Annotated in this window: 6 protein-coding genes and 1 pseudogene (1 of these 7 running past the window's edge); 5 read left to right on the top strand and 2 right to left on the bottom strand. The window is 57.9% G+C overall.

Annotated elements, in window-relative coordinates; all coding sequences use genetic code 11:
- Window positions 1-150: pseudogene (gene msrB / locus ACFE7X_RS02000) on the bottom strand (peptide-methionine (R)-S-oxide reductase MsrB); it reaches 276 nt to the left of the window's first position.
- A gap of 312 nt (window positions 151-462) precedes the next feature.
- Here msrB and ACFE7X_RS01995 point away from each other — a divergent pair.
- The 5 genes from ACFE7X_RS01995 (at window position 463) to ACFE7X_RS01975 (ending at window position 9,817) form a co-directional block, all read left to right on the top strand.
- The gene (locus ACFE7X_RS01995; protein WP_375433983.1) at window positions 463-1,269 is read left to right on the top strand and encodes an NIPSNAP family protein; all 807 of its coding nucleotides are present in this window, start codon (window positions 463-465) and stop codon (window positions 1,267-1,269) included.
- Between the two features lie 166 nt (window positions 1,270-1,435).
- Window positions 1,436-3,664, top strand: coding sequence for a M3 family metallopeptidase (locus ACFE7X_RS01990; RefSeq protein WP_375433982.1), 2,229 nt, complete (start codon window positions 1,436-1,438; stop codon window positions 3,662-3,664).
- Window positions 3,665-4,220: 556 nt separating this feature from the next.
- Complete coding sequence (locus ACFE7X_RS01985) at window positions 4,221-7,613, top strand: DEAD/DEAH box helicase (protein WP_375433981.1); 3,393 nt, start codon at window positions 4,221-4,223, stop codon at window positions 7,611-7,613.
- A 125-nt stretch (window positions 7,614-7,738) separates the two neighbouring features.
- Entirely contained in the window at window positions 7,739-8,656 is a 918-nt protein-coding gene (locus tag ACFE7X_RS01980; RefSeq protein ID WP_375433980.1) for a helix-turn-helix domain-containing protein, read from the top strand.
- 315 nt (window positions 8,657-8,971) lie between these two features.
- Entirely contained in the window at window positions 8,972-9,817 is an 846-nt protein-coding gene (locus ACFE7X_RS01975; protein ID WP_375433979.1) for an SDR family oxidoreductase, read from the top strand.
- A gap of 127 nt (window positions 9,818-9,944) precedes the next feature.
- Here ACFE7X_RS01975 and ACFE7X_RS01970 read toward each other — a convergent pair whose 3' ends face one another.
- Complete coding sequence (locus ACFE7X_RS01970; RefSeq protein ID WP_375433978.1) at window positions 9,945-13,136, bottom strand: SBBP repeat-containing protein; 3,192 nt, start codon at window positions 13,134-13,136, stop codon at window positions 9,945-9,947.
- Window positions 13,137-13,322 lie beyond the last annotated feature (186 nt).

The raw sequence follows: 13,322 nt of genomic DNA, 5'->3' as shown, positions 1-13,322 counted from the left end.
GTAGGGCGGCTCGGTTCCTTTCTGGCGCAACACCCGAAACTGCGCGGGCGTTAGCTGCGCCTGCCATTCTCCCTCCGATTTCTCCACGCGGCGCGGCGGCTCGGGGTTGCTGTATTTGGCAAACTTCAGAACGTCGATCCAACGCAACATCAAGGCCTATACTCAGACGTGGCAGAGAAGTTTACCCCGTTCGTACATTCTGTGATGCCTCATTAAAATTGGCGCCGGTTGAACGAGGACTGTGCACCCTCGGATTTGAGTTGCTGATTGATAAGTAGGTTTCCTTATGCCGCAGTAACGGAAGGGCATCTGCACGGCTGCCCCTGACTACGGTTTAGTTTGTGAGCAGGCGCAGTTTGGAAAACAGGAACGAACACATCGACCATCGTGCATTTTTCCGTCCGGGCATAGAATTTTTGTTAGGTTTAGCACGCCTAACTTCCACTCATAACCTTTTTGTAAATGAAACAACTGCTAGCCTACGAGCGGCCAAACAAGGTCGGTTTACTTTTTCTGGTCGCAATGGCGCTGCTGCTCTTGCAGGCGGGCCTGGCAACGGCCGCCGACCGGGAGATTTACCAGCTCAAGATTTATCATTTGAAAGATAAGCAGCAAGAAGAGCGAGTTGACGCGTTTTTGAAGGATGCGTTTGTTCCCGCCTTGCACAAGCTGGGCGTCCAGAAAATCGGCGTTTTCAAGCCTATCGGCAACGATACAGCCGTTGACCGCCGGATACTGGTGCTGATTCCTTACAAGTCTTTCAACCAGCTTTTGAGCGTGACGGAGCGCCTGGATCAAGACAAAAGCTTCGAGAGCAACAGCCAATACTGGACGGCCGCCTACAACAACCCGCCCTACACGCGCCTGGAAACCATCCAGATTCAATCCATGTCCGATAAAATTCAGCTGCAAGAGCCGCAGCTGAAGGGCCCACGCCCGGAGCGGGTATATGAGCTGCGCAGCTACGAAAGCCCCAACGAGAAGATTCACGCGAACAAAGTGCAGATGTTTGTGCAGGGCGGGGAAATAGATCTATTTAAGCGCCTGGGATTCAATGGCGTATTCTATGGCCGGGTACTGGCGGGCAGCCACATGCCCAACCTGATGTACCTCACTACCTTCGAAAACAAAGCCGCCCGCGACGAGCACTGGAAAACCTTTGGCGCCGACCCGGAGTGGAAAAAACTTTCGGCCTTGCCAGAGTATCAACACAACGTTTCCAGAAACCAGCAGACGTTTTTGTACCCCGTCGCGTATTCTGATTTTTAAGAGGCTATTCAACGTAGAGCCCATCCAAAAAACCCACGTCCGTCATGCTTCGACAAGTTCAGCATGGCGGACGTGGGTTTTGTAATACTGGAGGAACCCACCGGAGCAAATTAGGCTTAGGTAGTACTTTCATGCCTGCCCCATTGCCACCATCTGTTCTTTCCTTATGTTGAAACCTGTTCTTTTTTCTGGTGGGCGGCTGTTTACGCATGCTTTGCTCGCCTTTAGCTTAGCTGCCTACGTGAACCCAACGCCTAGCATTGCCCAAACTACGCCGGCCGGCGCCTCGGTCGGCGCCAACTCAAACCCACTACTGTCCTCATGGTCAGGACCTTACGGAGGTTTCCCGGCCTTCGATAAGGTGCAGGTAGCCAACTTCAAACCGGCGCTGGAAGCCGCTATGACCGAAAACCTGAAGGAGATTCAGGCTATTGCCAGCAATCCGCAGGCCCCTACTTTCGAGAACACCATTGCGGCGCTGGAGCGGGCCGGCAACACGCTCGACCAGGTTCAGACGGTGTACGGGGTGTGGGCGGGTACCATGAGCAGCCCCGAGGTGCAGGCGGTACAACGCGAAATGGCGCCCCGCATGGCCGCTTTCGGCGACGAAATCACGCAGAACGAACCCTTGTTCAAGCGCATAGCGGCCGTGTATAACTCGCCCGACAAGAAGAAGCTAACCTCCGAGCAGCAGCGCCTCACGTTTGTGTACTACAACAACTTCGTGCGGGCCGGCGCTAAACTCGATGCCAAAGCCAAAACGCGCCTCTCAGCAATCAACCAGCAATTGGCGGGGCTGTTCACGCGCTTCAGCCAAAACGTGCTGGCCGACGAGACGGACTCGGTGATGGTGCTGAAAACGCCGGCCGACCTCGGCGGCCTTCCCACTTCGCTGCGCGATGATGCGGCCAATACGGCCACTGCCCGCAAGATTTCGGCGGCCGGGGTTATCACCAACACCCGCTCTTCCATCGACCCATTCCTCACCTACTCCGACCAGCGTAAGCTGCGCGAAAAGGCGTGGCGCATGTTCTATAACCGCGGCGACAACGGCGGCGCGCACGACAACAACGCCCTCATTACCGAGATTTTGCAGCTGCGGGCCGAGCGGGCCAAGCTGCTCGGTTACGCCACGCACGCCCACTTGCGCCTCGACAACACCATGGCCAAGACGCCCGAGAAAGCTATGGCGCTGATGGAGGAAGTCTGGACGCCGGCCGTGGCCCGCGTGAAAGAGGAAGTAGCCGACATGCAGGCGCTAGCCAAGAAAGAAGGCGTCAACATCAAGATCGAGCCCTGGGACTACCGCTACTACTCCGAGAAAGTACGGAAGGCGCGCTACGACCTCGACCAAAACGAGGTGAAGCAATACCTGCAACTCGATAAAATGCGCGAAGGTATGTTTTGGGTGGCTGGCGAGCTGTTCAACTTCACCTTTGCGCCCGTCACCGACGTGCCCGTCTACCACCCCGATGTGAAGGTGTGGGAGGTGAAAGACAAGACCACCGGCAAGCACGTGGGCTTGTGGTACTTCGACCCGTACGCCCGGCCCGGCAAACGCTCCGGCGCCTGGATGAACGCCTACCGCAAGCAGGAGCGCATGGACGGCGCGGTCAGCACCATCGTGTCCAACAACTCCAACTTCGTAAAGGGCAAGGACGGCGCGCCCACCCTTATTTCCTGGACCGACGCCACTACCCTCTTCCACGAGTTCGGCCACGCTTTGCACGGCCTTTCCTCCAACGTAACCTACCCAACCTTGTCGGGCACGAGCGTAGTGCGCGACTACGTGGAATTTCCGTCGCAGGTGCTGGAAAACTGGCTGCCCACGCCGCAGGTACTTCAGCGCTTTGCGGTGCACTACCAGACCGGCAAGCCTATTCCGCAGGCTTTGGTCGACCGGATTGAAAAGGCCTCCACTTTCAACCAGGGCTTCGAAACCACCGAGTTCTTGGCTAGCGCCCTCATCGACATGAAGCTGCACTTGGCCGGCGACCAGAAGATTGATGCCGACAAGTTCGAGCGCGAAACCCTAGCGCAGTTGGGCATGCCGAGCGAGATTGTGATGCGCCACCGCACGCCACAATTCTCGCACGTATTTTCCTCTGATGGCTACTCGGCGGGCTACTACAGCTACCTGTGGTCGGTGGTACTGGCCTCCGATGCGTACGGCGCTTTCACCGAAGCCGGCGGCCCCTACGACAAAGCCGTCGGCCAGCGCCTGACCAAGTACATCTTCTCGGTAGGCAACACCGTGGACCCCGCCGACGCTTACCGCTCTTTCCGCGGCCGCGACCCGAAAATCGATGCCCTGATGCGGGAACGTGGCTTCCCCCTGAAAGGCGCAAAAGCCAGCTCGCCCGCAACCAAGAAAGCCACCAGCAAAAAGAGCTAGAGTAAAGCACCAAACGACGTACAAGTGTAGTAAGAAGCCCTAGTTGCATCGAGCAGCTAGGGCTTCTTACTACACTTGCATCAAACTAAATTTGCCCAGTAAGTCAACCGAACGTCATGCAGAGCGCAGCGAAGCATCTCGCGTGCTTATGCTAACCTTGGCAAGAAGCAGGCTTGTCGCCATCCACCATTTTGCGGACCTTATACAACAATAATGCGCTCAGGTTACTTGGATAAGGCCCGTGCTTCTCTAACCGCTACTTCCTCCCAATGAGCGAACGTATCTTGGTTACTAACTCTGTGTCAGCACGCGAGATGCTTCGCTGCGCTCTGCATGACGTTCTGATTACGTGCTGACGACTTTCCAAAGTGATTCTTTGTTCTACCAAACTGCTTAAGGCATACGGCACGAAGCCTCAAATTATTGCGTTGCTCCCGTAGCCATATTGCTCTTCGCATCTTCTTGAAGCGCCGCCGTTGACTATCCTGTTTAGCTAAATTCAGGCGAGTAGCTAATCAGGATAGTTGGCTACCTTTCGGGGCTGCAACTCCTGTTTATGTCGAAGCCAACGGAAACACTGCCCCTGCCCAACGGTGCCCCGCATCCGCACCAGTATTTTCTGGCGGCAGCATCGGTTTCCACGCTGACCGACGCGGATGTGGCCCGGCATTACCCGCCGCTGTTTGTCACCGACTCTTATGCGCTGACTGCCGTTCAGCCCGAAAGCCTGACGCTGGATTTCGGTTCGTTTACCAGTTCGGCGCCCGCACCCGGACAACTGAAATTTCCTTCTGTGATTGTCGAGCAGCAAGCCCAGGGAGTGCTGCTTTCCTGCGCCTGCCTTGCCGAGAAAACCACCTTGTGCGAGCACCAGGCGCAGGTGCTGCTTAGCGTCATGCGCCGCAAAGAGTTCCGGGTGTTCTTCGATGCGGTGCAGCGCCGCACGCTGCTGCAAGCCACTGCCCGCGACTACGGATTGGAACACGCTTCTAACCTGGACGAGCATTTCCAGCTGACCTACGTGCGCCCATCGGTGGTGGTCAGCCCGCGGCAGGCGGGGCTGTACCCAATTACGGCCACTACCAAGCAGGAACTAATGGGGCAGCTGTTGCCGCAACGGCGGGGCGTGGTGCCGACACCCGTTGACACGCAGCGGTTTGTGGTGTTTGGCAAGCACAAATATTACGGACACCTCACCATTCAGCTAGCGGAAGCCACCCTCACCTCGGCCGGCAAAGTCAAGAACCCGGTGACCGTGCTCAACCCGCTGGATGATATCTGGAAGACCACCGATACAGCCGAACTGAAGTTCTACACCGGCCTGGCCCGCTTCCAAAACAACTACGACGATACCCGCTCCGCGGCTGCTATAGCGGCGCTGCAAGCCGTGCTGCACAACCCCACGGGCTTGCCCATCTTCGGCCACAACCCTGCCGTGTCCGACAAGCTCACGGCTCCGTCACTCACGCGCCTGCGGGTGCGCAGCGTTCCGGCCGATTTGCGGTTGTCGGTGAACTTGAAAGGCGAGTTTTACGAGGTGGCGGGCCTATTAGTGCTGGAAAATCAACCTGTGGACTTGAAGACGCTGGCCATGCGCTACGAGTACTTTGTGGCGGTGCAGGACGTGCTGTACCTGATTGAAGACCCCGACATCTGGCGCGTTATCGAGTTCTTCACCAAGCGCAACAATACCCTCCTAATTCACCAAAGCAAGTTTACCGAGTTTCAGTTGGATGTGCTGGCGAACTTGGAAGACCGCCTGCTAATCTCCTACTCCTACGCCCGGCCCGCTACGCCGCAGCAACTGGTATCCTACGGTTTCGACCAGGCGCCGCAGAAACTGTTGTACCTCTCCGATGCCGGGGCGCACGTGGAATTGCTGCCCGTGATGCGCTACGGCACCAAGGAAGTGTCCATCCTGTCGCGCAAGCAGCTTTTCGCGGTCGACGAATTAGGTAATCCGTTTGCCTTGGAGCGCGACGACGTGGCGGAACGGCGCTTTGCCAATGCCCTGCTGCGCCACTACCCCGACTTCCAGGAGCAGATGCAGTTCGATTCGTTGTACGTGCCGAAAAGCCTGTTTCTGGAAGAAGAATGGTTTCTGAATGCCTTCGAGGACTGGCAGCACGAGCAAATTGAAATCCTCGGCTTCAACCAGCTCAGGAAAAACGACCTCAACCCCAACCGGGCGCGCATCTCGGTGCGCGTCACCGGCGAAACCAACTGGTTTGATACGCAGCTCCGGGTACGGTTCGGCAAGCAAAAGGCTTCCCTGAAGCAACTGCACCAGGCCATCCGCAACAAAAGCCATTACGTGCGCCTCGACGACGGTACCCGCGGCATTCTGCCCCAGGAGTGGGTCGAGAAGTTCACGCACTATTTCGCGGCCGGCCACGTGGTGGAAGAGAAAATTCGCACCCCGAGCATCAACTTTTCGGCCATTGAGGAGCTCTACGACCCCGCAGCCCTGGCCGCCGAAGCGCAAACCAAGCTGGCCGCCTACCAAGAAGCCGCGGCCGACTTCACTGGCATAGCGCCCGTGGCGGTGCCGCCCAACTTGCAAGCCACCTTGCGCGACTACCAACGGCAGGGCCTGAACTGGCTGAACTTCCTCGACACCTTCGGTTTCGGCGGCTGCCTGGCCGATGATATGGGCCTCGGCAAAACCCTGCAAGTGCTAACCTTTATTTTGCTGCAACGCGCCAAAGGGTATACCGCCGCCAACCTGGTCGTCGTCCCGACTTCGCTGGTGTTCAACTGGCAGGCCGAGGTGCAGAAGTTCGCGCCCTCGTTGCGCGTACACGTATTACACGGCAGCGCCCGTAACCTTATCACTCAGAATTTCAATGCCTTCGACATTGTGCTGACCACCTACAACACGGTGGTGTCCGACATCCGGCAGCTCAAGGAGTATTGCTTCAACTACGTGTTCCTGGACGAATCCCAGGCCATCAAGAACCCGGATTCGCAGCGCTACAAGGCGGCTTGTTTGTTGCAAGCCCGCAACCGGGTGGTGCTCACCGGCACGCCCGTTGAGAACAACACGTTCGATTTGTACGGGCAGCTTTCCTTTGCCTGCCCCGGCCTGCTGGGTAGCAAGCAGCACTTCAACGACATTTTCGGGAGCCCCATCGACAAGTTCAAGGACGACAAGAAGGCGCGGGCGCTGCAGCGCAAAATCAGCCCCTTTGTGCTGCGCCGTACCAAAGCCCAAGTGGCCCGCGAGCTGCCCGCCAAAACCGAAATGGTGCTCTACTGCGAAATGGGCGCCGAGCAGCGCCGGGTGTACGAGGCCTGCAAAAAGGAGTACCACGACCTGCTGATGGGCATTCAGCAGGAGACGCCCCGCAAAAGCAATATGCACATCCTGCAAGGCCTTACCAAGCTGCGCCAGATCTGCAACTCCCCCGCCCTGCTCCCCGACCAGGAAAGCTACGGCCAACAATCCGCCAAGCTGGATGCCTTGCTGGAAGAAATCCGCAACAAAGCCCCGCAGCACAAAATCCTGGTTTTCTCGCAGTTCGTGACCATGCTCGACCTTGTCAAGCAAGAGCTGGAAACCCACAATATTCCTTTCGAGTACCTAACCGGCCAAACGAAAAACCGCGCCGCCACCGTTGCTAATTTTCAGCTAAACGAAACCGTGCGCGTGTTCCTCGTGAGTTTGAAAGCGGGCGGCACCGGCCTCAACCTTACCGAAGCCGACTACGTGTACCTCGTGGACCCGTGGTGGAACCCGGCCGTGGAAAACCAGGCCATCGACCGGAGCCACCGCATCGGCCAGGATAAAAAGGTGGTGGCCGTGCGCCTGATTTGCCCCGATACCATCGAGGAGAAAATCATGCAGATGCAGGCCGCGAAGCGCGAACTAGCCGACGGCCTGGTCAAGACGGACACCGGCTTTATCAAGACGCTGACTCAGCAGGAATTGCTGGACTTGTTCAGTTAGCACGCGGGCGACTTCGTGGTAGTTGCGCCAGGCACGCGCTAAAAAGACTCACTCGGGTTCAGCTACCGTTTGCTACAGCACCAACTTAGCAAGCCTGATGTTGTTTGATTTCTTTACTTTCCTATATGAAATCCAATGAATCTGTGGAGCGTTTCTACCAGCTCCAGCGCCTTCCCGAGGCCAACTTGGCCGGGCAGCAAGTGGCCGTTAAATCTGGGCACTTCAACGTCTACGACGTCGAGCAGCTCTGCACGACCGATTTGGCATACAATCGCCGGGACTTCTACAAAATATCGTTGCTGACGGGCGTTTATCAATTCAACTATGCCGACCGGGGCGTGCGGATCGACCAACCCGCCCTGATCTTTTCCAATCCGCTGGTTCCTTATTCGTGCGAGGTGGTATCAGAGGCGCAGACCGGCTACTTGTGCTTGTTTACGGAAGATTTTCTGGTAATCAATGACCGCAGCGCCAGTTTGCAGGATTCGCCGCTATTTAAGATTGGGAATGACCCGATTTTCTTCCCGGATGAAACGCAGTTAGAGACATTGCGGCAATTTTTCCGGCAGATGTTGGCCGAGCGGGACTCCACGTATCCGTACAAGCAGGATTTGCTGCGGAACTACGTGAACCTCGTCATTCATGAGGCGCTGAAGATGCAGCCCCAAACACCTTACTATCCGCACCAAAACGCCGCCAGCCGTATTGTGGCGCTGTTCACGGAACTGCTGGAACGCCAATTTCCGATTGACTCGCCCAACCGCGTATTGAAGCTGCGGACTGCCCGCGACTTTGCGGTTTGCCTCTCCGTGCACGTCAACCACCTCAACCGCGCCGTGCGCGAGCTAACCGGCAAAACAACTACGGTGCATATTGCCGAGCGCATGATCAGCGAAGCCAAAGCCCTGTTGCAGCACACCGACTGGAGTGTTTCTGAAATTGCGTTCAGTCTCGGTTTCGAGTATCCCACGTATTTCAACAACTTCTTCAAGAAGCATACTGGTCTGCCACCCAGAGCCCTGCGCGCCAAAAAGGCTATCTAAAAAGCTCGACCAACAAGTTGAAACAGCCTTGTCCTGCTGAGCGCAGCCGAAGTAGCTCTCCCGCTGAAGCAACTTCTGATGCCTTGCTCAACGAAGCGGGAGAGCTACTTCGGCAAACGGCCGCTAGCGCAAGCACGACGGGCCAGTTTAAGTGGATTTCAAGCCGGCTGATGAAGTTGCCCACTGATTCGGACGACGGAGAAACTTGTTTGAATAACTTAAGCAATGGGTTGAAATCCTTATTTTCTTGGGACGGGGGTAGCAGACCTTTGCAGCGTTCCGCACAGGGCGGGCATCACATCAACTACCTTCCCCATGACAACGCCCACCGTTTGGTTTATCACCGGAGCCTCTAAAGGATTAGGCTTGACCCTGGCCAAGCAACTGCTGGCTTCTGGCAGCTGCGTGGCCGCCACTTCCCGCACCATCCAGGCCCTCACCGACGCGGTTGGGGCAGCGCCCTCCAACCGTTTCCTGCCGCTGGAAATGGACTTAGCCGACGAGCTAAGCGTGCAACAAGCAATAGCTGCCACCGTGAAAATGTTTGGCCGCCTCGATGTAGTAGTTAACAACGCGGGCTATCTGCAATTCGGCACCCTGGAAGAGCTAACCGACACGGAAGTTCGCCGTACGTTCGACGTAAATGTGTTCGGCACGCTGAACGTCGTTCGCCATGTAATGCCCCAACTGCGTCGGCAACGCGCCGGACACATCGTTAACATTGCTTCCATTGCGGGCTATTTCGGCGAATTTCCCGGCAGTGGCAGTTACGCCGCATCGAAATTTGCCTTGGTGGGCTTATCCGAGGCGCTGGCAGCCGAGGCCAAGCCGTTCGGCGTGCAGGTTACGGTGGTGTACCCGGGCACTTTCCGGACTAATTTCTTGGCGGATAGCTCTCTGGTGATGCCGGCCCAGCCGGTGCCCGACTACACGGAAGTACGCGCCGCCGAAAGCCAATGGTCGGCCTACGATGGCCAGCAGCCCGGCGACCCGGAAAAGGCTATGCGCGTGCTGGTTGAGGTGATATCATCGGCTACTCCGCCCCTGCACCTTTTCTTAGGACCGGATGCGTATGATCTGGCTGGCAAGAAAGAAGCTGGTATTCAAGAGCAGCGGGAAATTTGGCAAGAAACGGCCACGGCCACCAGCTACTCAGCTTAGAAGTACGCCTGGAGTCGCCAGTTCAACTTTTCTTCGGAAGAACCATCTGACGACAATCGACCAGCACACACAAAAAACGCCCCAGACCTTATCTGGGGGCGTTTTGCGCTGCAAGACATACCTAGCCTCAGCGAGCAATGAGCAAGCGCACAGACTCGCGCTGCCCCTTGACGAGCAACGAGCAAGTATATAAGCCCGGCGCGAGTTTCTGGCTGTGCAGCGGCAATTGGTAGTGCTGGCCCTTGCGCACGGTGCCTTCATACAGGCTGGCCACCCGCTGGCCGAACCGATTGTAAATCAGTACCTGCGCCGAGCCATCGCGCACCGGGCGGAAGCTTACGGTCGCCGTTGTGGCGACCGGGTTGGGGTAGACCACCAGTTGCTGGCCATCCTCCGGCCCGGCCAAGGTTGCCCGCGTAGCAGCGACGCGTTGGGCCGGAAACGTGGCGTTGGCTTGGGAATATTTGATGGTGAGGTAGTCGTAGGTGCTGGCCGCAGTGCTGCCATTAGAGCCTCCCGTCACGTACACGTTGCCAGCGGCATCCAAGCCCAAGTAGGCCGCCACATCGTCGCTGTTGGCGGGGCCGTTGTAGCGAGCTACCCACAGTTGTTGGCCGCTCGCCGAATACTTAAGCGTGGCGTAGTCGATTCTACTGCCGATGCCAACGGAGTACCCGGTCACGTACACATTGCCGACGGCGTCCACGGCTAGGTCCCTTGCGGCGTCGGTGTTGTTGTTGTTGGCGGGTCCGTTGTAGCGGCTGGCCCAGAGCTGCTGGCCGCTGGCGGCGTCGTACTTGATGGTAGAGTATTCGCTCCGGTCCCTGGAGTAGGAATAACCCGTCACGTACACACTACCGGCGTCCACAGCTAAGGCCGCTGGGTTATCATACAAGTTGTTCGGTCCATTATAGCGGGCCACCCAGAGCTGCTGCCCGCTCGCGCCAGCGTACTTGACGGTGGCGTAGTCGCTGCTTCTGCTGAGGGTGTCGTTGTCCGTACGCCCCGTCACGTACACGTCGCCGGCCGCATCCACCGCCAAGTCGCTTACCTGATCCAAAGAATTGCTGTTGGTTCCGGCGTAGCGGGCAGCCCAGAGCTGGGTGCCATGGGTGGAATACTTGACGGTGGCATAATCGGGGTCGGAGGCGCTGGCGTTAGAGGAGCCGCTTACGTATACGTTGCCGGCCGCATCTACCACCAAGCTAGTGGCTCGATCATCACTGTTGCCCGGCCCGTTGTAGTGCGCTACCCACTGCGGCTGCCCACTGGTTGAGTATTTGGCCGTTGCGTAATCGGGGCCGCCTGCGTTAGACGCGGAGCCCGTTGCGTAGATATTGCCCGCTCCGTCCACGGCAATACGACTCCCTCCACCTGGGCTTAGCGCGTTGAGGGAAACTCGCCAGAGCTGCTGCCCGCTGGTCGAATATTTAACAGCGAAATACTGGCTGAAGTCGATACCAGCCACGTAGACGTTGCCCGCTGCATCAACGGCCATGCTGGTTTCGTGCGCATAGAAAGGATTGGAACGATAACGAAGGCGGGCTTCCCACAGCTTCTGGCCACTGGCGGCATACTTGATGGTGACGTAGGCGGTTTGGGCCTGAACGGTCCCAAACATGACGATACTGCTACTGGTAGTTCCCGTCACGTAGACGTTGCCGACCGCGTCCACGGCGAAGCCGGTCGGCTGATACGCGCGAATGCGAATGCCGGAATAATGCGCTTGCCAGAGCAGCTGCCCAGTGGCCGCGGCGTATGTAAGAGCGGCGTAGTCGGAATCGGTGTTGCTACGGCCACCGGTATAGCCAGTCACAACCACATTACCCGCCGCATCCACCGTCAGGCTGGCCGGAGCTTCGTCGCTGTTGACGGGCCTGTTGTAGCGGGCCTCCCAGAGTTGGCGGCCACTGGCTGCCGCGTACTTGACGGTGGCATAGTCGCTCTGGCCGCTGCCGTTGAAGGAACGACCCGTCACGGCCACGTTGCCAGCGGCATCCACGGCCACGTCCTTGGCTTCATCGTAGCTGTTGCCGGGGCCGTTGTAGCTGCTTTCCCATTGCAACTGCCCGCTGCCCGCGGCGTATTTGAGCGTGGTATAGTCCCAAGTGCCACCGCTGCCCAGCGCATAGCCCGTCACGGCCACGTTGCCGGTGGCGTCGAGGGCCACGGCGGTGGCTTCGTCGTAGCTGTTGCCGGGCCCGTTGTAGCGGGCTTGCCATACCGGCTGGCCATCGGGCGCGTACTTGAGCGTGGCGTAGTCGTAGCTCGTGCCGTTGTCACTGGTGCCCGTCACGGCCACATTGCCGGCCGCATCTACGGCCAGGCCCCGCACCAGGTCATAGCCACCTGATGGCTCGTTGTATAGAGCAACCCACTGTTGCTGCCCGTTAGCTGCATACTTGAGGGTGGCATAATCGCTCTGCGTATCTGTGTAGCTGGTGCCGGTCACGTACACATTGCCGCTGCCGTCCACGGCCACATTCGTTGGCAGATCAAAGTTGTTGGCCGGCCCATTGTAGCGGGCTTGCCAGAGTTGCTCGCCGCTGGCTGAATACTGGATGGTGACGTAGTCGTAACTGCTGCTGCCACCGTCGGAGAAGCCCGTTACCGACACGTTGCCGGCCGCATCCACGGCGAGGCTGGTAGCCACGTCATCATTGTCGGAGGGGCCATTGTAGCGCGCCACCCACAGTAGCCCACTGCTAGCACTGTACTTGATGGTAAGATAATCGTAGCCGCTGCTACTGCCAGTAGACGAACCCGTCACGTACACGTTGCCCGCCGCATCCACGGCAATGCTCGTGGGCACATCAGCACTGTTGCCGCTCCCGTTGTAAACAACTTCCCAGAGTTGCTCGCCGCTGGCCGAGTACTTAACCGTGGCATAGTCGTAGCTGCTCCCCCTGAACGAGTAGCCGGTCACGTATACATTACCAGCCGTGTCCGTTGCCACGTCCGTGGCGCCGTCAAAGCTGTTGTCGGACCATGTGTAGCGGGCCACCCATTCTTCACTGACAGACCCGCTGGTGAGGGAGGCGCTGGGAATCTCTGGCGCCGAAGCCACAACTTGTTGGTTACGCCCGGCTTTCGGAAGTGCTTGTTCCGCGGAGGTTTTTCCTTTACCCACCGCGCCGGTTGTGGGCAAGGCGTGGCGCAAAGCTGGCGCCCCCACGGGTAGCGTAAAGCCGCAGGGCAGCGAAGGCAGGAGCATTTGCGTTTTGCTTGAGACCAAGGCTGTGCGGGCTTGCGCCTGGGCGGCAGGCCCGCACAGCAGTACACCGGCCGCCAGCAGCAAACCGGTAATCGTTTGTTTCATCGGACAGGAAGTAAGAAAGCAACGGCAGGCCGTGGCCTGCGCCTACACAGTCAGGAAAAGGAAGAATGTGGTAGCACGCTACGCCACCCACACTAGCCAAGATCAGACAGTCAACTACTTGAAATTCAGCGCTAAATATTCAGAAAGCAGGAAAGTTAAAATAGGACTTCATGGTATAAATAATCA

It is taken from the genome of uncultured Hymenobacter sp. (assembly GCF_964242765.1).
Classification (GTDB): Bacteria; Bacteroidota; Bacteroidia; order Cytophagales; family Hymenobacteraceae; genus Hymenobacter.
Note: the sequence above shows the minus strand (reverse complement) of the source record. Positions and strands in the feature narration are given on the sequence as shown.

Coding starts and splice junctions, on each gene's coding strand:
- ACFE7X_RS01985 (WP_375433981.1), top strand. CDS start 4,221: ATGTCGAAGCCAACGGAAACACTGCCCCTGCCCAACGGTGCCCCGCAT.
- ACFE7X_RS01970 (WP_375433978.1), bottom strand. CDS start 13,136: ATGAAACAAACGATTACCGGTTTGCTGCTGGCGGCCGGTGTACTGCTG.
- ACFE7X_RS01975 (WP_375433979.1), top strand. CDS start 8,972: ATGACAACGCCCACCGTTTGGTTTATCACCGGAGCCTCTAAAGGATTA.
- ACFE7X_RS01990 (WP_375433982.1), top strand. CDS start 1,436: ATGTTGAAACCTGTTCTTTTTTCTGGTGGGCGGCTGTTTACGCATGCT.
- ACFE7X_RS01995 (WP_375433983.1), top strand. CDS start 463: ATGAAACAACTGCTAGCCTACGAGCGGCCAAACAAGGTCGGTTTACTT.
- ACFE7X_RS01980 (WP_375433980.1), top strand. CDS start 7,739: ATGAAATCCAATGAATCTGTGGAGCGTTTCTACCAGCTCCAGCGCCTT.